Origin of the sequence: Histidinibacterium lentulum, assembly GCF_003789055.1 — a bacterium.
Lineage (GTDB): Bacteria > Pseudomonadota > Alphaproteobacteria > Rhodobacterales > Rhodobacteraceae > Oceanicola > Oceanicola lentulus.
Genome location: NZ_ML119089.1, coordinates 156,210 through 175,020, shown reverse-complemented (window position 1 = coordinate 175,020; position 18,811 = coordinate 156,210). Strand labels below are relative to the sequence as shown.

The following is an 18,811-nucleotide window of genomic DNA, read 5'->3' as shown; positions in this document are numbered from 1 at the left end:
GGCGGCCCGTCAGCCGACCGAGGCGGTGTCCTTCTTCTTGCGCTCGTCCGCGTAGATCATCAGCGGCGCGCCGTCAGGGGTCACGGCCTCCTCATTGACCACCACCTCGTCGACGCCCTCCATGCCCGGCAGGTCGAACATCGTGTCGAGCAGGATATCCTCCATGATCGACCTGAGGCCGCGCGCCCCGGTCTTCCGTGCGATCGCCCGCTTGGCGATCGCCACGAGCGCGTCGTCTGTGAAGGTCAGGCGGGCGTCCTCCAGCTCGAACAGGCGCTGGTACTGCTTCACGAGGGCGTTCTTCGGCTGGGTCAGGATCGTGACCAGCGCCGGTTCGTCGAGGTCCTCGAGCGTGGCGATGACCGGCAGGCGCCCGACGAATTCCGGGATGAGGCCGAACTTCAGCAGGTCCTCGGGCTCGAGCTCCTTGAACACCTCGCCGACGCCCCGATCCTCCACGTCCCGCACCTCGGCGCCGAAGCCCATGGCCGAGCCCTTGCCGCGCTGGGCGATGATCTTGTCGAGCCCGGCGAAGGCCCCGCCGCAGATGAAGAGGATGTTCGTCGTGTCCACCTGCAGGAATTCCTGCTGCGGATGCTTGCGCCCTCCCTGGGGCGGCACCGAGGCCACGGTGCCCTCCATGATCTTCAGGAGCGCCTGCTGCACGCCCTCGCCCGACACGTCGCGCGTTATTGACGGGTTGTCGGACTTGCGGGTGATCTTGTCGACCTCGTCGATGTAGACGATCCCGCGCTGGGCGCGTTCGACGTTGTACTCGCTGGCCTGCAGCAGCTTGAGGATGATGTTCTCGACATCCTCCCCGACATATCCCGCCTCGGTCAGCGTGGTGGCGTCCGCCATGGTGAAGGGCACGTCGAGGATCCGCGCCAGCGTCTGCGCCAGGAGCGTCTTGCCGCAGCCGGTGGGGCCGATCAGCAGGATGTTCGACTTTGCCAGCTCGATGTCGGATTTGCCGGCATGGTTCAGGCGCTTGTAATGGTTGTGCACCGCGACCGAGAGCACCCGCTTCGCGTGGAACTGTCCGATCACGTAATCGTCAAGAACATCGCATATCTCCCGCGGCGTCGGCACGCCGTCGGAGGACTTGAGCCCGGAGGTCTTGGTCTCCTCGCGGATGATGTCCATGCAGAGCTCGACGCATTCGTCGCAGATGAAGACGGTCGGCCCCGCAATCAGCTTGCGGACCTCGTGCTGGCTCTTGCCGCAGAAGCTGCAATAGAGCGTGTTCTTGCCGTCACTGCCTGACGCGTTCGCCATGTCGTTAATCCCTTGGCGTCTTCTTCGGTCGTCCGGTCGTCTGCCCGTCCCCCCACCCTAGGACGTGGAGGAGGGGGGGACAACGCGAAATTGGCGGCGCCGCGACTGCTGCCCGATCGCGTCCGCGGGGATCAGCTCTCGGCCGCCTTGGGCCGGTTCTCGACGATCTCGTCGATGAGGCCCCAGTCGCGGGCTTCCTCGGGCGACATGAAGTTGTCCCGCTCTAGGGCGCTCTCGACCTTCTTCAGGGCCTGGCCGGTGTGCTTGACGTAGATCTCGTTCAGGCGGCGCTTCAGCTTCAGCGTCTCCTCCGCGTGGATCATGATGTCGGTGGCCTGCCCCTGGTAGCCGCCCGAGGGCTGGTGGACCATGATCCGGCTGTTGGGCAGGGAGCGCCGCATGCCGGGCTCGCCAGCCGTCAGCAGCAGAGAGCCCATGGAGGCGGCCTGGCCGATCACCAGCGTCGCCACCGGGGGCCGGACGTACTGCATCGTGTCGTAGATCGACAGGCCCGATGTCACCACGCCGCCGGGGCTGTTGATGTACATCGAGATTTCCTTCTTCGGGTTCTCGCTCTCGAGGTGCAGCAGCTGCGCCACCACGAGGCTCGCCATCCCGTCGTGGACGGGCCCGTTCAGGAAGATGATCCGCTCCTTCAGGAGGCGCGAGAAGATGTCGTAGGCGCGCTCGCCCCGGCTGGTCTGCTCGACCACCATCGGAACGAGGTTCATGTACGTCTCATAGGGGTCTTGCATCGTCCTGCCTCTCTCGCGGTCATGTTCTGGGCGCGAGCCCTCGGCAGAGTCTTAGGGGTGTGGCGAGGGGGGTTCAAGAATGCGTCCCGCACCCTTGCGTGACGCCTTGGCGCGGGCGGAGGGCGGTCTAGCTCGCAGGCCATGACGTTGGAGCCCACCCGCGCCGCCGGTCTCGCCCGGCTCGAGGACTTCGTGCCGCAGGCGGGCGCCTATGCCCGGCTGCGCAACTACGACCTTCCCGGACATCCCCATGTCTCGGGCCTGTCGCCCTGGATCCGCCACCGCCTCGTGACCGAGGACGAGGTGGTGCGGGCGGTCCTCGCCCGCCACGCGCCCTCTGCGGTCGAGAAGTTCCTGCAGGAGGTCTTCTGGCGCACATACTGGAAGGGCTGGCTGGAAATGCGCCCCTCGGTCTGGCTGCACTACCGCGCCGAGGTCCGCCGCGGCCTCGACCGGGTGCAGTCCGAGGCCGGCCTGCGGGCCGACTGGGAGGCCGCCTGCCGCGGCGAGACCGGCATCGACGGCTTCGACCACTGGGCGCGGGAGCTGGCGGAGACGGGCTACCTGCACAACCACGCCCGCATGTGGTTCGCCTCGATCTGGTGCTTCACCCTGCGCCTGCCCTGGGCGCTCGGGGCGGATTTCTTCCTGCGTCACCTCATCGACGGCGACCCCGCGTCGAACACCCTGGGCTGGCGCTGGGTGGCGGGCATCCAGACTCCGGGAAAGACCTACGTCGCCCGCGCCTCCAACATCGCGCAGTACACCGAATTCCGCTTCCGTCCCGCGGGCCTTGCCAGCCACGCAGCGCCCCTCGAGGCGCCGCCGAACCCCGCCCCCGGCCCGGCGCCGGAGGGCGACAGCGTGACCCCGGGCCTGCGCACCGGGCTCATCCTTCACGAGGACGACCTCTCGCCCGGCTTCGTGCTGGACCGGGCGCCCGCTCCGGCAGCCATCGCGGTGGTCCCGGGGGCAGGGGACCGCAGCCCGCTCGCCGTCTCGCAAAATGTCCTTGCCTTCACCGAGGGCGCCATCGCCGACACCCTCGCCCGGCTGGGCGGGGCCGCCGCGGTCTCGCGCCCCGACGATCTTGCCGACTGGGCGCGGGAGCATGGCCTGGCCCAGGTCGTCAGCCCCTGGGCGCCCGTGGGCCCCGCCCGAGACAGGCTCGAGGCCGCCCGCGCCGCGGGCCTGCCCCTGCGCATGGTCCTGCGCGCCTCCGACGCCGCAGCCTGGCCCCACGCCACGAAGGGCTTCTTCAAGTTCAAGGATCGGATCCCGAAGCTGGTGGACCGGCTGCAGGACGCCGCCAGCGCCTGATCTCCGGGTCGGGTGGGTTTCCAGCCCACCTCGCCCCCGACCCCCGCAAGTAGGGTGGGTTTCCAACCCACCTTCCCTATCCCAGCACGATCGGCACCAGCGACAGCACGATCAGCCCCGCCATCACCCGGTTGAATCCCCTCAATCGCTCCGGCGAGGTCAGCCAGCGCCCCACCGCTCGCCCGAAGCTCGTCCAGATGAGCGTCGAGGGCACCGACACCAGCCCGAAGACCAGCACCCCCACGGCCAGCGACCCCATCCCCCGGTCGGGTAGGTAGAGGGTGGTGGCAGAGACCGCCATCGCCCAGGCCTTCGGGTTCACCCATTGAAAGGCCGCCGCCTGCCACAGCGTCAGCGGCCGGCCCGCGGGCTCGCTGTTCTTCAGCTTCGGCGCGGCCGTGGCGATCCGCCACGCGAGATAGAGCAGGTATAGCCCCGCCGCGACCGCCAGCACGGGCCGCAGCCAGTCCCAGAGATCGAAGAGCCGCGCCAGTCCCGCGCCTGAGGCCGCGACCAGCGACATCACCCCGAGACCGATGCCGGCCATGTGCGGCACGCTGCGCCGCAGGCCGAAATTGGCGCCGGAGGCCATCAGCATCACGTTGTTCGGCCCGGGGCTGAAGGTCGTGGCGATGGCGAAGCCGGTGAGGGCAAGGATCAGATCGGGTGTCATGCCGCCGGATCTACCCGTCCCCCACTGGCGAAGGCTTGCAAATTTGCGGCCCCGCGCCGATAATCTGCAACAAATGCCCGAACTGGATGCCATAGACCGCAGGATATTGCAGACCCTCTCCCATGAGGCGCGACTCACGAACCAGGCGCTGGCCGACAGGGTGGGTCTCTCCCCTTCGGCCTGTCTGCGGCGGGTGCAGGAGCTGGAACGCCGCGGCGTGGTCCGCGGCTATCGCGCCCGGCTCGATCCGGCGCAGACGGGCCGGGGCTTTGCCGTCTACGTCGCCGTGGGCCTGTCGGAGCACACCAAGGCCGCACAGGAAACCTTCGAGCGCGCCATGCATGCCGCCCCCGAGGTGGTCGAATGCCACAACATCGCGGGCGCCTTCGAATACCTGCTGCGGGTCGAGACGGCGGATCTCGCCGCCTACAAGGCCTTCCACACCGACCGGCTGGGCGTCGTGCCCCATGTCCGGTCGATCACCAGCTACATGGTCATGGGCAGCCCCAAGGATGCCCGCGCCTGACCTCTTGCCCGATGGTCTGCGGGGATGGCAGTCTGAAGTCATCAGTCGAGGGAGCGCCCATGGCAGCCAGAGTGACCGGACTTGGCGGGGTCTTCTTCCGCGCCCGTGACCCGGAGGGCCTGACGGAGTGGTACGACCGCGTGCTGGGCGTGGCCTTCAAGGGAGGCCCCTGGATGCAGGAGGCGGGGCCGACCGTCTTCATGCCGTTCGACGAGGGGACGGAGTATTTCGGCCGTCGCAGCCAGGCCTTCATGCTCAATTTCCGTGTGCGCGATCTCGATGAGATGCTGGCCCATCTGGCCTCGCTCGACATCGCCGCGGAAACCCGCGCGGAATGGGACAGCGAGGTTGGCCGCTTCGCCCGCATCCACGACCCGGAGGGTAACCCCATCGAGCTGTGGGAACCTGCGCCTCCCGGCTGACCCTACTCCGCCGCGACCGACTTCTCCGTCGGCGGTCCCGCGTTCGCGTCGATGAAGTTCAGCACCAGCGGGCGGATGTTGTTGCGCCAGGACCGGCCCGCGAAGATGCCGTAATGCCCCGCGCCCGGCTCCACATGCCAGGCCTTCTTCTTGTCGGGCAGCCCGACCAGCAGGTCGAGCGCGGCACGACACTGGCCGGGCGCGGAGATGTCGTCCTCCTCGCCCTCCACGGTCTTCACCGCGACGGTGGTGATCTTGTCGAAATTGACGTGCCGCCCGCCGACGTGGAACGCGTTCCGCGCGATCTCCCGGCCCTTGAAAACCCGCTCCACCGTCGAGAGGTAGAACTCCGCCGGCATGTCCATCACGGCGAGATACTCGTCGTAGAAGGTGTTGTGCTTGTCGTGGTCGCTCGCATCGCCCTTGGCCACGGCGAACACCTGGTTGGTGAAGGCCTTGGTATGGGTCGAGGCGTTCATCGACATGAAGGAGGCGAGCTGCAGAAGCCCCGGGTAGACCATCCGCCCGACGCCCGCGTACTTGAACCCGACACGCTGGATCATCGTCTCCTCGAGCTGGCCCATGGTCACCGTGCGTCCGAAATCGGTCACGTCCGTGTGGTTCGCCTCGGGGTCGATGGGCCCGCCGATCAGCGTGAGCGACCGCGGCTGCGCGTCGGGCTCGTCCTCGGCGAGATAGGCCGTGGCGGCCAGCGTCAGCGGCGCGGGCTGACAGATCGCGATCACATGCAGATCGGCGCCGAGGTGCCGCATGAACTCCACGAGGTAGAGGGTATAGTCCTCCACGTCGAACTTGCCCGCGCTCACCGGAATGTCGCGGGCATTGTGCCAGTCGGTGACATAGACCTCGGCGTCGGGCAGCAGGCTCAGCACCGTCTTGCGCAGGAGCGTCGCATAATGCCCCGACATCGGCGCCACCAGCAGGATGCGCCGGGACTTGGCGGGCCGGTCGACGACCTTGAAATGGATGAGGCTTCCGAAGGGCTTCTGCACCACGGTCTCGATCGCGACCACATGGTCCCGGCCATCCGTGCCCGCGACCGACGGGATCCCCCAGTCGGGCTTGGCGATCATCCGGCCGAAGCTGCGCTCCGTCACCTCGCCCCAGGCCTTCAGGAGGCCCATGGCCGGGTTCATCGCCATCAGCGGGTAGCTGCCCATGGCCCGGGCCGTGGACCCCAGCCACTGGTTCGTGTTCCTGACGCTCTCCATGAGATCGTAGGTCATCATGTATTTCATTGCCGGAACACCTCTTGCCGGGGTTGGCGCGTCCCCCTCCGCGCCCCTATGGTCGACACGTAAGGCCGCATTGACCCGCAGCACAAGCGGCGGCAGATGCTGCAGGTGCAAACTACGGGGGAGGACGCGCGATGACAACTGAAAGTTCCGAGCCCGGCACGGCCCTCGGCCGGCTGGAGGAGAACATCGCGCGGATCGAGGAACTGAGCCAGCGGCTGGTGAGCGCCTTCGCGACGAAGCGGAGCGTGCCACCCTCCCTGCAGGGGCCGAGCCAGGAACTTTATGCCAAGGCCGCCGCGGCTTACATGACGGAGATGATGCAGAACCCCGCCAAGATCATCGAGCATCAGGTGGGCTATTGGGGCAAGACCCTGCGTCACTATGTCGAGGCGCAGAAATCGCTCGCCTCGGGACGTTTCGCCGCGCCCCCGGACCCGGGCCCCGCCGACCGGCGCTTCGCCGGCGAGCTGTGGCAGAACCACCCCTTCTTCAACTTCATCAAGCAGCAGTACCAGCTCAACGCCGAGGCCGTCGATACCGCCGTGCGGGACCTCGACGCGCTCGATCCCGCCGACAAGCGCCGGCTGGAGTATTTCAGCCGCCAGATCGTCGACATGTTCAGCCCCGCGAATTTCCTCGGCACCAATCCCGAGGCCCTCGCCCGCGCCGTCGAGACCGAAGGCGAAAGCCTCGTGAAGGGGCTGGAGAACCTCGTGGCCGACCTCGAGCGCAACGACGGCGAGCTGATCGTCACGCTCGCGGACCGCGACGCCTTCAGGGTCGGCGAGAACCTCGCCACAACGCCGGGCGAGGTGGTCTGGCGAAACCACCTCTTCGAACTGATCCAGTACAGCCCCTCCACAGAGGAAGTGCACGAGATCCCTCTGGTGATCTTTCCGCCCTGGATCAACAAGTTCTACATCCTCGACCTCAAGGAGAAGAACAGCCTGATCAAGTGGATCGTGGATCAAGGATACACGCTCTTCGTCGTGTCCTGGGCCAATCCCGACGCCGGCTACCGCGACATCTCCCTCACCGACTATGTCGAGGACGGGTACCTGGCCGCGCTCCGCGAAGTGAAGGCGATCTGCGGCACGGACAAGGTCAACGCCATCGGCTATTGCATCGCCGGAACCACCCTGTCGCTGACGCTCGGCGTCATGAAGGCGCGCGGCGACGAAAGCGTGGCCTCCGCCACCTTCTTCACCACGCTCACCGATTTCTCCGACCAGGGCGAGGTGGGCGTGTTTCTCGACGACGATTTCGTCGACGGGATCGAGGAGGAGGTGACCCGCGCGGGGTATCTCGACAGTTTCTACATGAGCCGCACCTTCTCGTTCCTGCGCTCGAACGACCTGATCTACCAGCCCGCGATCAAGAGCTACATGATGGGCGAGCCGCCGCCGGCCTTCGACCTGCTCTACTGGAACGGCGACGGGACCAACCTGCCCGCCACCATGGCCGTGGAATACCTGCGCGGGCTCTGCCAGCAGGACCGGCTCGCCACGACCGGCTTCGACGTGGCGGGCGAGACCGTCCACATCTCCGACGTCACCGTCCCGGTCTGCGCCATCGCCTGCGAGACCGACCACATCGCCGCCTGGAAGAGCAGCTACCGCGGCGTCCAGAAGATGGGTTCCGGGGAGAAGACCTTCATTCTCTCCGAGAGCGGGCATATCGCCGGCATCGTCAATCCGCCCTCGAAGAAGAAGTACGGCCACTACGTCAACCCGGACCTCAGCCTCGCGGCGGAGGACTGGCGCGGGACCGCGCAGTACGAGGAAGGCTCCTGGTGGCCGCGCTGGGAAGCCTGGCTCGCGCCCCGCTCCGGACCCATGGTGCCCGCGCGGGAACCGGGGGATTCGGAGCACGAACCCCTCGCTCCGGCACCCGGAACCTATGTCCTCGTGACCAAGGGTCACTGAGCCCGGCGGCCAAGTGCCTGTCGTTCCACGGGAACGCGGGAATTTGTTGCTGCACTGCAGAAAAGACTTGCAATGCTGCACTGCAGCATCCATGTTCCGTGCAGTCGCGGCACAAGCCCTCCGACACCTGAACACGACCTGAGCACACGACGACATTCAGAAGGATGACCACCATGGCCACCGCGAAAACCCAGGACCTGACCTCCATGATGAAAGACATGATGGGCGCGTTCCCCGTCGACACGAAGGCCATGGAAGAGGCCTTCAAGTCGCAGACCACCCTCGCCGAGAAGCTGTCCGCCGTCTCCATCGACGCCGCGAAGCAGTCGACCGACCTCTCCGCCAAGTGGATGTCCGACACGCTCGCCAAGATGACCGAGATGACGAAGGCGAAGGCCGAGCCCGCCGACTACGCCAAGGCGATGACCGATTTCGCCTCCGCCTCCGCCGAGTCCGCCGCCGAGCACATGGCCGCCTATGCCGAGATCGCCAAGAAGGTCCAGACCGAGACCATGGAACTCATGCTCGCCGCCGGCAAGGACATGACCGAGGACATGACCGCCGCCGCCAAGAAGGCCACCGAGGAAATGACCTCGGCCGCCAAGAAGGCCGCCACCGCGAAGTAAGCCATTCGGATCGACGGCGTCTCCTCCCTGACGCCCCGACCCGATCGAAGGGGCGCCCTCCTCCCGGCGCCCCTTCGTCCGTCTTGCGCAGGCGCAGCACAGGCTTGTGCAGGTGCCGCGAGAGGCCTAGGCTTCCCGATACCGCCGCTCTGGTCTTCGGGAGGAACACTTGGCCGAAACCACCGACAAGCCGCTTCTCATCAAGCGCTACGCGAGCCGCCGTCTCTACAACACCGAGACATCCGACTATGTCACGCTGGAGGATATCGCCTCCTTCATCCGCGAGGGGCGCGACGTGCAGATCGTCGATCTGAAATCGGGCGACGACCTGACCCGGCAATACCTGCTGCAGATCATCGCGGAACACGAAAGCCGCGGCGAGAACATGCTGCCCGTGGCGGTCCTCAACGACCTCGTGCGCAGCTACACGACCCAGTCCATGTCCGTCGTTCCGCAGTTCCTCGCCGCCAGCTTCGACATGCTGCGCGACGGGCAGACGAAGATGATGGAGAACATGTCCACCATGAACCCGATGACCAAGATGCCCGGGTTCGAGGCGATGCGCGCCCAGCAGGAGGCCTTCCTCAAGGCCATGACCGGAGGCATGATGCCCGGCTCCTCCGGCCCCGCGCCCGAGGAGAAGGCCGAGGATCTCGACGACATCAAGAAGGAACTTGCCAGCCTCCAGGCCAAGCTGGCCCGGATGTCGAAGTAGGCGCAACGCGCCACGATCTTCTGGAAGATCGTGGGCCCGCAATGATCTTCTGGAAGATCATTGCACGAGCCTGCCACAAACCGCGCCCCCGCAGGCCGCTTCCCGCAGCCGTGCCCGCCGCGGATCACGGCCCGGCGCTTGCCGCACACCCCCGGAATGCGACCCCGCGCCCATCTCGCGCGCCGGCAGATCGTCACTTGCAGCAATCCCCGCCGCCGCATGCCGCGTCGGCCGCCCTCCCTCAGCAGATCACCAGCACCGGGTCCTGCCGGCAGATCACGATGAAGGTCCCGCCGCTGCGGAGGAGGTGATAGCCCCGCCGCCGCACCTCGAGCTCAAGCGCCGCGACCCCCACCTCCCGCTCCACGTCCGACACCTTGCGCCGCACGACGCCGCCCCGCCGGGCCGTGTCGCTGGCGAAGACCTGGTCGAGCCAGCTCTGCCCGATGGGGCGCGGGAAAGGGGCCTCGATGTCCATTGCGCCAGCCTGCCCCGGCCAGGGTTAAGGAGAGGTTACGCCACCTCGGCGAAGACCGTCTCGAGCGCGCGCTCGAGCTTGCCGAACATCTCGTCCATCTGCGCCTCGGTCAGGATGAACGGCGGGCAGAGCACCACCGCCTGACCCAGCGGCCGGCAGATCAGCCCGGCATCGGTGCAGGCGTTGGCGATCCGCTCGCTCACCGACAGGTGGCCGGGGAAGGGGGTCTTCGTCGCCTTGTCCTGCACCGCCTCGAGCGCGCCCATCAGCCCCTTGCCGCGCCACTCGCCGATATGGGGATGCTCCGCCAGCCGCGCGAGACCGGCCTCGAAGCCCGGCGTCAGCCGGTGTACCCCGTCGATGAGAGGCGGCGCGCCGTCCGCACCCTCGAGGATCGTCTCGATGGCCTTCAGCGCGATGGCGCAGCCCACCGGGTGGCCCGAGGCGGTGAACCCATGGGGAAACTCCTCCACCGCCTCCGACGCCCGGTGCAGCCGGTCCGCCAGCTCCGGCCCGAGGATCACCGCGCCCATGGGGAAGAGCCCCGCCGTCAGCGCCTTCGACGAGATGATCGCGTCGGGCACGAAGCCGTAGGTCTCGCAGCCCCAGGCGCGGCCTGTGCGCCCGAGGCCGCAGATCACCTCGTCCGAGATCACCGCGATGCCGTGCTTGCGCAGGATCGGCAGCACCGCCTCGAAATAGCCCTCCGACGGCGGGATGACCCCGCCTGCGCCCATCACGGGCTCGGCCACGAAGGCAGCGATCGTCTCCGCTCCCTCCCGCGCGATCACCTCCTCGAGTTCGGCGGCCATGCGCGCGGTGAACGCGGCCTCGCTCTCGCCCTCCTTCCCCTCGCGCCAGTAATGGGGGCAGGTCAGGTGGACGAAGCCGGGCAGGGGCAGGCCGAAGACCGAATTGTAGGGCTTGCCCGTCATCGAGGCAGAGACCACCGTGACCCCGTGATAGCCGTTCACCCGTGTCAGGATCTTGCGCCGCTCGGGTCGGCCTTCCTGGGCGTTCAGGAACCACAGCATCTTGACCAGCGTGTCGTTCGCCTCGGACCCCGAGTTGGTGTAGAAGACGCGCCCGTCCGCGAAGGGCGAGACCGCGATCAGCTTCTCGCTGAGTTCCACCGTCCGGTCCGACATCCGCCCGAAAAAGGCGTGGTACCCCGGAAACCGCCCGTAGGCCTCCTGCGCCGCCGCGATCAGCCCCGGCGGATCGAACCCCGCGACCATGTTCCAGAGCCCGGAATTGGCGTCGAGGTAATCGCGCCCGTGGACATCCGTCACATAGGGTCCGTGGCCGCCGGTCAGCACCACCGTGCCGCGCGCCGCCACCGTGGGCAGGTCGGTGAAGCCGTAGAGGGTATGGGCGGCGGCGCGGGCCTCCCAGGAATTGCTCTTGTCGTCGGGCATGGGGCCTCGCTCGCTCCGTTACGCGCCGACATTAGGCCCGCACCCCGGCGCCCGCAATCGAGACCGCGCGTTGCCCCCGCCCGCCGATCCGCCTAGCCTTCCCGCGGGACCTCGCGGGGCAAAGATGGCGCAGCGGCAAGGCAAGATCACGCTCTGGGAAATCGAGGTCTTCGTGGCGACCGCCGAGGAGGCGTCGGTCTCCGCCGCCGCGCGCCGCCTCGACACCTCCGCCGCCACCGTCAGCCAGCAGCTCACCAATCTCGAGCGCGACGTGGGCGCAGCCCTCCTGAACCGCTCGGAACGCCCCCTGACCCTGACCCCGGCGGGCGAGATCTTCCTGCGCCGGGCCAATGCCATCCTCAACGAGGCCGACCAGGCGCGGGCGGAACTGACCATGGCGGGGCAGGGGGCGCTGACCCGCGTGCGTCTCGGCATGATCGAGGATTTCGACGCGGGCGTGACCCCCCGCCTGCTGCAGAGCATGGCCGAGGCCCTCGGCTCCTCCTCCTTCCTTCTGGAGACCGGCGCGTCCCACCGCCTCTTCGACCAGCTCGAGGCCCGCGCCCTCGACACGATCGTCGCCGCCGACATGGGCCTCGGCGCCGAGGGCCACGAGGTCCATCCCCTCCTCGAGGAGCCCTTCGTCATCGCCGCCCCTCGCGGCGCCTTCGGCGGCAAGCCATCTTTGCGCGACCTCATCGCGCTGCCCCATATCCAGTACACGACGCGGCACCACATGGGCCGCGCCATCGCCGCCCATCTCGCGCGGCAGAACCTGCACTTCCCTCAGAGGTTCGAGCTCGACAGCTACCACGCGCTTCTCGCCATGGTGGCGGCGGGCGCCGGCTGGACGATCCTGACGCCGCTGGGCTGGAACCACGCGCCGCGGTTCCAGGAGGCGGTGGAGATGGTGCCCCTGCCGGGCCGGGCCCTGACCCGGACGATCTCTCTCACCGCCCGGCGCGGCATCCTCGGCGATCTGCCCGGCGACGTGGCCGCCCGCCTCCGCCCTCTCATCACCGAACTGGTGATCGGTCCCGTCACCGCCCGCGCGCCCTGGCTCGACGGCGCGCTGAAGCTCCTCTGACCTCAGCCGCGCAGCGTCCAGGCCAGCGAAATCCCCAGCGAGGCGATGATGCAGCCGGTGAAGAGGTATAGCCCCCAGGCCGTTTCCACCCTGCCCACGCCCACACCCTTGGCGACCACGATGTAGAGCGCGATCAGGAAGATGTCGGCCATGGCGAGCTTTCCGAGGAAGGTCACCCAGGGCAGCGCCCGCCGGTCAAGGAGCCGGAACTGCAGCAGCGCGATCCCCAGCGTCTTGAGGTAGGGCGCGAAGAGCGCGAAGAAGGTCACCGCGAGGGCAAGGAACACGTCCGTCCCCCACAGCCTCTGCAAGCCCGAGATCACGCTGATCTCGTCCATCCCGAAGAGCGGCAGGAGCCCCGCCCGCATCAGCGGCGCGAACCACGCCAGCGGAAACAGTATCAGAAGCGCGAGGTTCGCCACGACGAGCGCGCCGTCGAGCGGACCCCGCGACCCGGGCGCGTCAGACAAGCGAATAGACCCAGAGGCCGAGGAGCCCGGCCAGCAGCAGCCCGTGCAGGACGTCGATCCCCCACCAGCGCCGCCCCGGCAGCACGGCGGAGGCGATGAGCGCCGCCGAAGCCGCGAGGTTCATCCCGAGCCCGCCGCCGAAGTTTCGCCAGGCCCCCGCGGCCCGGAACGCCGGACCCTGGTAGACGCCCAGCACTTCCGGCAGATAGCGCGCCGCAAGGCCCAGAACGCAGAGCGTCAGCGCCACCAGCCCGGCCGCCCTTGCGGCCCGCGACGCGACGACGCTGCGCACCAGAGTGAGCGGCAGGAGCAGCAGCAGATAGACCCCCTGCTTGGCTGCGATGAAGACGAGGATGATCGGATCGGGCTGCAGGAAGGATGACATCGGGCCTGACGGATTTGGAGCATTCAGCGCCTCCATACCCCGCGGGGGCGCGAGGGGCTAGCGCAGGGTCTCGATGGGTCCCTCGGCGCGCCCCGAGATGAACTGGTCCACGTAAGGGTCCCGCGCCGCGTCCATTTCCTCCACGGGGCCGGTCCAGCGGATCTTCCCCCGGTGCAGCATCGCCACCCGGTCCGCGATGGCGCGCACGCTCGTCATGTCATGGGTGATGGTCACCGTGGTGGCGCCCATCTCGGCCACGATCTCGCGGATGAGCTCGTTGATGACGCCCGCCATGATCGGATCGAGGCCCGTCGTCGGTTCGTCGAAGAAGATGATCGCGGGATCGGCCGCGATGGCCCGCGCCAGCCCCACGCGCTTCTGCATCCCCCCCGACAGCTCGGCGGGCAGAAGGTCTGCCACCTCGGGGCCGAGGCCCACCCGACGCAGCTTCTCGACCGCGATCTCCCGCGCCTCGGCCCTGGGGCGCTTGCCCCTCCCGCGCAGCAGCCGGAACGCGACGTTCTGCCAGACCGGCAGACTGTCGAAGAGCGCAGCACCCTGGAACAGCATCCCGAACTTCGCCAGAAAGTCGTCCCGGTCGCCCTGGGTCACGTCCCGCCCGTCGACCTCGATCCGCCCCGCATCGGGCCGGATCAGGCCGAGGATGCATTTCAGCACCACCGACTTGCCGGTCCCCGACCCGCCGATGATCACCATGCTCTGGCCGCGCTCGACCCCGAGGTCGACGCCGCGCAGCACATGGTTGCCGCCGAAGGATTTATGGACATCGCACAGACGGATCATGCCGAGAAGAACACCTCCGTCAGGACGAAGTTCGCGGCGAGAATGAGCACGCTCGCCGCCACCACCGCCCCCTTGGTTGCCCGGCCCACGCCCTGCGCGCCGCGGCTGGAGCGCATTCCGAAATAGCAGCCCGCGAGCGCCGCCAGAAGGCCGAAGGCACCGCCCTTGACGAGCGACGAGATGATGTCGAGCGGCTCGAGGAAATCGACGGTGTTCTGCAGGTAGGTCACCGGCGTGAACCCCAGCCGGTAGACCCCGACCATGTAGCCGCCGAAGATGCCGATGATGTCCCCCACCGCCACCAGCACCGGCACCGTCAGCCCGGCGGCCAGAACGCGGGGCAGGGTCAGGTATTTCATCGGATCGGTGGACAGCGTCACCAGCGCGTCGATCTGCTCGGTGACCTTCATCGTGGCGATCTCGGCGGCGATGGAGGAGGTGACGCGCGCTGCCACCATCAGCCCCACCAGCACCGGCCCGAGCTCGCGCACCATGCCGATGGCCACGATCTGCGGCACCACCGCCTCCGCCGAGAAGCGTGCGCCGCCCGAATAGATCTGCAGCGCCAGCGCGCCACCGGTGAAGACCGCCGTCAGCGCCACCACGGGCAGCGACTGCCACCCGACGGACATCACCGCCTGCCCGAACTCCCTCGGATAGAAGGGCGGCCGCACGAGATGGCTGAAGGTCTGGACCGTGAAGAGCGCGATCCGCCCCAGCGCCGCCAGCGCCGCGAGCGCCAAGCGCCCGATGCGGGCAAGAGCTGCGATCATGCGCCCGCCAGACGGCGGCTGTAGCGGTGCCCGAGCTGGGTCAGGATCTCGTAGCCGATGGTCCCGGCGAGATCGGCCAGCACGTCGACGCCCTGCCGCTCGCCCAGCAGGGTCAGCGACTCGGGCTCGCCCTCGCAATCGGTCACGTCGACGGTAAGCAGGTCCATCGAGACGCGCCCCCTCAGCGGGCAGGGCGTGTCGCCGTGCCAGAGCGTCACCCGGTTCGACAGGTGCCGCGTTATGCCGTCGGCATAGCCGGCCGCGAGCGTGGCGATCCGGACCGGCCGCTCGGCGGTCCAGCTGTTGCCGTAGCCCACCGTCTCGCCCTTCGCCACGTCGCGGATCTGGATCACCGGCAGGTCGAGATGCACCACGGGGCGCGCCTCCTCGAAGGGCATGCCCCCGTAAAGGCCGATGCCGGGGCGCGTCAGGTCGAAGTGATACTCGGGACCGAGGAGGATGCCGCCCGTCGCGGCGAGGCTCCTCGGCACGGAGATTCCGTCCGTGATCCGCCGGAATTCCTTCAACTGCGCGGCGTTCATCGGATGATCCGGCGCATCGGCGCAGGCCAGATGGGACATCACCAGCCGCGGCTTCTGCGCCAGCGCCACCTCCGCCACCGCGCCCCAGTCCGCCGCCTCCATCCCCAGCCGGTTCATGCCGCTGTCGAGCTGGATGCCGAACGGATGGCCGGGCAGCGCCTCGAACTGCCGCAGGATCTGGTCGAGCGAGTTCAGCATCGGCACCAGCCCGGCGCCGCGGATCATCTCCGCATCGCCCGACATGTGCCCTCCGAAGACGAGGATCTCGGGGCCTTCTCCCAGCGCCTCGCGCAGCCGCACGCCCTCCTCGGCGACCGCGACGAAGAACTGCCGCGCCCCCGCCGCCGCCAGCTTCCGCGCCACGGCGCCCACGCCGCAGCCATAGCCGTCGGCCTTGACCACCGCGGCGGTCGCGCATCCCGACTTGCGGTCGAGCGCGCGCCAGTTGTCCGCCAGCGCGTCGAGGTCGATGGTCAGGTGTCCGGTCCCCATGCAGCGCCTTTTGACAGGGTGCGCGCGCAGGTCAAGCGCCCGCGACATCCCGCCTGTGCCGGCCCCCGACCGCGGCCGGTCGTCGCTTATCGCGCAACTTTCCGGGCCGGTCGGCGGCAAGCCGTGCTATGGTCCTGCACGGGCCGACTCGCTGCGGTCGTCCCGCCCCCGAAACGGCCTCTGGGAGGAGAGAACGTGACGGATGCTGCCCTGACCCGTGGTCTCGACCTGTTCCTGGTCGAGGAGAACACCGTGGACGCCATCGAGCTCGAAACCATCCTCGAAGACCTCGGGCACCGCGTCGTCGAAGTGGCGGCGAGCCTCGGTCAGGCCCTCGACCGGCTCGAGGAGTCCGCCGACGAGATCGACGGCGTGCTGCTGACACCCCGCCTCGTCGGGCGGAGCGCGCGGCCCCTCGTGCTGCGCCTCTCGCGGCTCGGCATTCCCTATGTGGTCCTGACCGACTCGCCCCACATGGCGCTGCGGCGGATGGGCTTCCGCGCGCCGCGGCTGGCCCAGCACGCGCCGCCCGCGGCGGTGGCCCGGGCGCTGCGGGACCTCACCGCGATCGCCCCGCCGCGCCGCGCCGGCTTCGCCCGTCTCTGATCACTCCGCCTCGGGCACTGGGTAGGGCGCCAGCCGGAACGCGGCCATCTCCGCCTCGGTCAGGAGGTAGATCTCGTCCGGCGGCGTCAGCAGGGCCGGGCGCATGATCCGCGTGTCCACGTCCATCTCGTCGAGATAGCCCATCACCTCGCCCTGTCCGCGCTGGATGTCCTCCACCGCCAGAAACGCCGGAAGGGCGCGGTTCTCGCCGAAGAAATGCTGGTGCACGCCCACCATGGCGCCTTCCTCGACGGACCGCGCCACGCCTGCGGCCAGCAGATAGGGACAGGCCGACAGGCAGATGTCCGTGCCGAACATCCGCGTCTCGACCTCGAGCCCGCGCAGCCGCCGCCCGATGGCCAGCGCATCGCCCACCGATCCGCCCGGCGAGTTGAGATAGACCAGCTCCGGCGGGGCGGGGCGAGCCAAGAGGAATTCCTCCAGCCGCTCCGCATCGCCGGGCGCGATGGTCCCGGTGAGGGTAAGCGTCTCCCGCTCCTCCCAGAGCGCGGCCTCGAACAGCAGGCGCGACGGCATGTCCTGCGGCGCGGGCACCGGCCGGGTGGTGCCGGGCGGGGCGGTCCGGGGCGCGATCTCCGCGGGGCGATAGCGGCGGGTCTGGTCGCCGGGGCGCAGGGGCGTGTCGAGCTCCGGGGCCTGCGAGGGCATCGCCAGCCGCGGCAGGACCCGCAGCAGATCGGAGCCGAAGAGGACCACCGCCAGCCCCACCTGCAGCCACAGGATCGCCCGGATCATCCACCGGGTGTCGCGGACCCGTCCGCTCACGGCGCGGACTGCCGCCCGCCTTCCACGGGCGCGAGCCGACGGCCCTCGGTCTCGGCCTTCGGCGCGGGGCCGTCGCGGTCGAGACTGTCCTCCACCTCCCGGAGCGCGCGCACCGCCGCGCGCAGCTCCGCCAGCGTCAGAAGATCCTCCGTCGCGGCCCGCTCGCGCGCCGAGCGGATTGCGGCCTGCGTGATCGCCACGATGAAGACGAGCACCGCCGGTAGCAGGTCGATGGCGATGGCCCCGGCCCAGGAGGGGACGAAATTGGCGGCATAGAGGATGACCGCGTCGGCGGTGGAGATCGGCGTATAGGTCGTGTCGGGCGGCGGGGGCAGGGCGATGACCTGCTCGGCGGCCTGCCGCAGCGTCTCCGCGCGCTGGCCCAGCACCGTCAGGACCGAGTTCATCGTGGCCGATTGTCCCTCCTGGATGGTGATCGTGGAGCCGTCGAGCTCCGGCAGCACCACCGAGCGCGAGAGATCGTTGGCCGCCCGCACCACCAGCGGCGCCACCGACAGCTGCCTCAGCTGGGTGATCACGCCCGCGAGCCGCACCGCCTCCTCGGAAAACAGCACCGAGCGCGGCTCGACCGCGCCGGGCTCCACCGTCAGCGCGCGCATCCGGCTCAGGATCGCGTTGCCCTCGCTGAAGGCACGGTCCACCAGCGGCTCCTGCTCGGCGATCTGGATCTGAAGCGCCGCGAGCTCGTCGGATTTCTGCCGCAGGAGCCGGAACACCGCCCCTTCGCCGGCGAAACCCGAGAGCTGCCCCGTCGCCTCCTGCTCCGACAGGTCCTCGAAGCTCTGCCGCACGCGGGCCACGTCGAGCTCCAGGGACTGGCTCGCCACCGCCGTGGCATGGGCCGTCTCCAGCGCGGACTGGTAAGTCTGCACGGTCGTCGCCATGTGCTGCTCCACCGCCGCCGCGCCCGCCAGGGCCGCGGCGTTGAGCCAGGAGGACATGGCGACGATGGCGAGGCTGCCCGCGATCATTGACAGGAAGAGCCCCATCCGCGCCGCCGCCGAGCGCACCGCCGGCAAAAGCCGCATCATGTAGGACCAGAAGACGAAGATGCCGACCGAGACCGCCACCGAATAGGCGATGGCCGCGAAGAACGACATCGCTCCCGTGTCGTCGAGGAGCGAGGAGACGCCGAGATAGGTGTAGATGCCGCTCGCCACCGCGAGCACGCCAAGGGCCGCCCCGGTGAAACTGTCGAGCCAGCCCAGATGCCCCTCGAGTTCGCGCGCGTAGCGCACCCCGCGCGCCTCGCTGCGGCTCAGCCGGCCGGTCTCTTCGTCCATGTCGTGCCTCCCGGGTGCGGTCGCCTTCAGGATAGGGACCGGGGCGGGAATGGCGAGTCCCGCCTGCGTGACCCGTCGGGACGGGTTTCGCCCCGGCTGCGCCGGGGCGACCCGCCGGGGGCTCCGCCCCGTCATGCCGGAGGCATGCCTCCAGCATGACCCCCGGG

The 18,811-nt window shown here is 68.9% G+C and carries 21 protein-coding genes; 8 read left to right on the top strand and 13 right to left on the bottom strand.

Going from position 1 to position 18,811, the window contains the following annotated elements:
* Window positions 1-9 precede the first annotated feature (9 nt).
* A complete protein-coding gene (clpX, locus tag EAT49_RS16895; RefSeq protein ID WP_123643476.1) occupies window positions 10-1,278 on the bottom strand; it encodes an ATP-dependent Clp protease ATP-binding subunit ClpX in 1,269 nt (422 codons plus the stop codon).
* 131 nt (window positions 1,279-1,409) lie between these two features.
* On the bottom strand, window positions 1,410-2,033 hold the full coding sequence (locus tag EAT49_RS16890; RefSeq protein WP_123643475.1) for an ATP-dependent Clp protease proteolytic subunit: 624 nt from the start codon (window positions 2,031-2,033) through the stop codon (window positions 1,410-1,412).
* Between the two features lie 141 nt (window positions 2,034-2,174).
* Between EAT49_RS16890 and EAT49_RS16885 the strand changes: the two genes are divergently transcribed.
* Entirely contained in the window at window positions 2,175-3,353 is a 1,179-nt protein-coding gene (locus tag EAT49_RS16885; RefSeq protein ID WP_123643474.1) for an FAD-binding domain-containing protein, read from the top strand.
* A 76-nt stretch (window positions 3,354-3,429) separates the two neighbouring features.
* Here EAT49_RS16885 and EAT49_RS16880 read toward each other — a convergent pair whose 3' ends face one another.
* Window positions 3,430-4,026: a LysE family translocator gene (locus EAT49_RS16880; protein ID WP_123643473.1), complete on the bottom strand. Its 597-nt coding sequence runs from the start codon at window positions 4,024-4,026 to the stop codon at window positions 3,430-3,432.
* Between the two features lie 73 nt (window positions 4,027-4,099).
* Between EAT49_RS16880 and EAT49_RS16875 the strand changes: the two genes are divergently transcribed.
* Complete coding sequence (locus tag EAT49_RS16875) at window positions 4,100-4,552, top strand: Lrp/AsnC family transcriptional regulator (RefSeq protein WP_123643472.1); 453 nt, start codon at window positions 4,100-4,102, stop codon at window positions 4,550-4,552.
* Between the two features lie 59 nt (window positions 4,553-4,611).
* A complete protein-coding gene (locus tag EAT49_RS16870; RefSeq protein ID WP_123643471.1) occupies window positions 4,612-4,974 on the top strand; it encodes a VOC family protein in 363 nt (120 codons plus the stop codon).
* A gap of 2 nt (window positions 4,975-4,976) precedes the next feature.
* On the opposite strand, the gene phaZ is transcribed toward EAT49_RS16870, so the two are convergent.
* Window positions 4,977-6,233, bottom strand: a complete 1,257-nt coding sequence (phaZ, locus tag EAT49_RS16865; protein WP_123643470.1) for a polyhydroxyalkanoate depolymerase — start codon at window positions 6,231-6,233, stop codon at window positions 4,977-4,979.
* A 131-nt stretch (window positions 6,234-6,364) separates the two neighbouring features.
* On the opposite strand from phaZ, the gene phaC reads away from it, so the two are divergent.
* The 3 genes from phaC to phaR all read left to right on the top strand — a co-directional run bounded on the left by phaC (window position 6,365) and on the right by phaR (window position 9,499).
* The gene (gene phaC / locus EAT49_RS16860) at window positions 6,365-8,158 is read left to right on the top strand and encodes a class I poly(R)-hydroxyalkanoic acid synthase (RefSeq protein ID WP_123643469.1); all 1,794 of its coding nucleotides are present in this window, start codon (window positions 6,365-6,367) and stop codon (window positions 8,156-8,158) included.
* A gap of 173 nt (window positions 8,159-8,331) precedes the next feature.
* Window positions 8,332-8,784, top strand: coding sequence for a Phasin (locus tag EAT49_RS16855; protein ID WP_123643468.1), 453 nt, complete (start codon window positions 8,332-8,334; stop codon window positions 8,782-8,784).
* A 169-nt stretch (window positions 8,785-8,953) separates the two neighbouring features.
* Window positions 8,954-9,499, top strand: coding sequence for a polyhydroxyalkanoate synthesis repressor PhaR (gene phaR, locus EAT49_RS16850; RefSeq protein ID WP_123643467.1), 546 nt, complete (start codon window positions 8,954-8,956; stop codon window positions 9,497-9,499).
* A 241-nt stretch (window positions 9,500-9,740) separates the two neighbouring features.
* Here phaR and EAT49_RS16845 read toward each other — a convergent pair whose 3' ends face one another.
* A complete protein-coding gene (locus EAT49_RS16845; protein ID WP_123643466.1) occupies window positions 9,741-9,977 on the bottom strand; it encodes an N-(5'-phosphoribosyl)anthranilate isomerase in 237 nt (78 codons plus the stop codon).
* A gap of 35 nt (window positions 9,978-10,012) precedes the next feature.
* Window positions 10,013-11,395: an aminotransferase gene (locus EAT49_RS16840; RefSeq protein ID WP_123643465.1), complete on the bottom strand. Its 1,383-nt coding sequence runs from the start codon at window positions 11,393-11,395 to the stop codon at window positions 10,013-10,015.
* 124 nt (window positions 11,396-11,519) lie between these two features.
* On the opposite strand from EAT49_RS16840, the gene EAT49_RS16835 reads away from it, so the two are divergent.
* Window positions 11,520-12,482, top strand: a complete 963-nt coding sequence (locus tag EAT49_RS16835) for a LysR family transcriptional regulator (RefSeq protein WP_123643464.1) — start codon at window positions 11,520-11,522, stop codon at window positions 12,480-12,482.
* A gap of 2 nt (window positions 12,483-12,484) precedes the next feature.
* Here EAT49_RS16835 and EAT49_RS16830 read toward each other — a convergent pair whose 3' ends face one another.
* The 5 genes from EAT49_RS16830 to alr are packed head-to-tail and all read right to left on the bottom strand — an operon-like array spanning window position 12,485 to window position 15,948.
* On the bottom strand, window positions 12,485-12,952 hold the full coding sequence (locus tag EAT49_RS16830) for a paraquat-inducible protein A (protein WP_246003890.1): 468 nt from the start codon (window positions 12,950-12,952) through the stop codon (window positions 12,485-12,487).
* On the bottom strand, window positions 12,945-13,337 hold the full coding sequence (locus tag EAT49_RS16825; protein WP_123643463.1) for a hypothetical protein: 393 nt from the start codon (window positions 13,335-13,337) through the stop codon (window positions 12,945-12,947). Before EAT49_RS16825 ends, EAT49_RS16830 begins: the two co-directional genes overlap by 8 nt.
* A gap of 57 nt (window positions 13,338-13,394) precedes the next feature.
* Entirely contained in the window at window positions 13,395-14,141 is a 747-nt protein-coding gene (locus EAT49_RS16820; protein ID WP_123643462.1) for an ABC transporter ATP-binding protein, read from the bottom strand.
* A complete protein-coding gene (locus tag EAT49_RS16815) occupies window positions 14,138-14,914 on the bottom strand; it encodes an MlaE family ABC transporter permease (RefSeq protein ID WP_123643461.1) in 777 nt (258 codons plus the stop codon). Before EAT49_RS16815 ends, EAT49_RS16820 begins: the two co-directional genes overlap by 4 nt.
* Window positions 14,911-15,948 (bottom strand): alanine racemase, encoded by a 1,038-nt coding sequence (alr, locus tag EAT49_RS16810; RefSeq protein WP_123643460.1) that lies wholly within the window; start codon window positions 15,946-15,948, stop codon window positions 14,911-14,913. The genes EAT49_RS16815 and alr overlap by 4 nt, the downstream gene beginning before the upstream one ends.
* Window positions 15,949-16,143: 195 nt before the next feature.
* On the opposite strand from alr, the gene EAT49_RS16805 reads away from it, so the two are divergent.
* On the top strand, window positions 16,144-16,554 hold the full coding sequence (locus EAT49_RS16805) for a response regulator (protein ID WP_123643459.1): 411 nt from the start codon (window positions 16,144-16,146) through the stop codon (window positions 16,552-16,554).
* Here EAT49_RS16805 and EAT49_RS16800 read toward each other — a convergent pair whose 3' ends face one another.
* Both EAT49_RS16800 and EAT49_RS16795 read right to left on the bottom strand, forming a co-directional pair.
* Window positions 16,555-17,340 carry a COG3904 family protein gene (locus EAT49_RS16800; protein ID WP_342773828.1) on the bottom strand — a complete coding sequence of 262 codons (786 nt, stop codon included), beginning with the start codon at window positions 17,338-17,340 and terminating at the stop codon, window positions 16,555-16,557.
* On the bottom strand, window positions 17,337-18,644 hold the full coding sequence (locus EAT49_RS16795; protein WP_123643458.1) for a hypothetical protein: 1,308 nt from the start codon (window positions 18,642-18,644) through the stop codon (window positions 17,337-17,339). The genes EAT49_RS16800 and EAT49_RS16795 overlap by 4 nt, the downstream gene beginning before the upstream one ends.
* Window positions 18,645-18,811 lie beyond the last annotated feature (167 nt).

Coding starts and splice junctions, on each gene's coding strand:
- clpX (WP_123643476.1), bottom strand. CDS start 1,278: ATGGCGAACGCGTCAGGCAGTGACGGCAAGAACACGCTCTATTGCAGC.
- EAT49_RS16890 (WP_123643475.1), bottom strand. CDS start 2,033: ATGCAAGACCCCTATGAGACGTACATGAACCTCGTTCCGATGGTGGTC.
- EAT49_RS16885 (WP_123643474.1), top strand. CDS start 2,175: ATGACGTTGGAGCCCACCCGCGCCGCCGGTCTCGCCCGGCTCGAGGAC.
- EAT49_RS16880 (WP_123643473.1), bottom strand. CDS start 4,026: ATGACACCCGATCTGATCCTTGCCCTCACCGGCTTCGCCATCGCCACG.
- EAT49_RS16875 (WP_123643472.1), top strand. CDS start 4,100: ATGCCCGAACTGGATGCCATAGACCGCAGGATATTGCAGACCCTCTCC.
- EAT49_RS16870 (WP_123643471.1), top strand. CDS start 4,612: ATGGCAGCCAGAGTGACCGGACTTGGCGGGGTCTTCTTCCGCGCCCGT.
- phaZ (WP_123643470.1), bottom strand. CDS start 6,233: ATGAAATACATGATGACCTACGATCTCATGGAGAGCGTCAGGAACACG.
- phaC (WP_123643469.1), top strand. CDS start 6,365: ATGACAACTGAAAGTTCCGAGCCCGGCACGGCCCTCGGCCGGCTGGAG.
- EAT49_RS16855 (WP_123643468.1), top strand. CDS start 8,332: ATGGCCACCGCGAAAACCCAGGACCTGACCTCCATGATGAAAGACATG.
- EAT49_RS16845 (WP_123643466.1), bottom strand. CDS start 9,977: ATGGACATCGAGGCCCCTTTCCCGCGCCCCATCGGGCAGAGCTGGCTC.
- EAT49_RS16840 (WP_123643465.1), bottom strand. CDS start 11,395: ATGCCCGACGACAAGAGCAATTCCTGGGAGGCCCGCGCCGCCGCCCAT.
- EAT49_RS16835 (WP_123643464.1), top strand. CDS start 11,520: ATGGCGCAGCGGCAAGGCAAGATCACGCTCTGGGAAATCGAGGTCTTC.
- EAT49_RS16825 (WP_123643463.1), bottom strand. CDS start 13,337: ATGTCATCCTTCCTGCAGCCCGATCCGATCATCCTCGTCTTCATCGCA.
- EAT49_RS16820 (WP_123643462.1), bottom strand. CDS start 14,141: ATGATCCGTCTGTGCGATGTCCATAAATCCTTCGGCGGCAACCATGTG.
- EAT49_RS16815 (WP_123643461.1), bottom strand. CDS start 14,914: ATGATCGCAGCTCTTGCCCGCATCGGGCGCTTGGCGCTCGCGGCGCTG.
- alr (WP_123643460.1), bottom strand. CDS start 15,948: ATGGGGACCGGACACCTGACCATCGACCTCGACGCGCTGGCGGACAAC.
- EAT49_RS16795 (WP_123643458.1), bottom strand. CDS start 18,644: ATGGACGAAGAGACCGGCCGGCTGAGCCGCAGCGAGGCGCGCGGGGTG.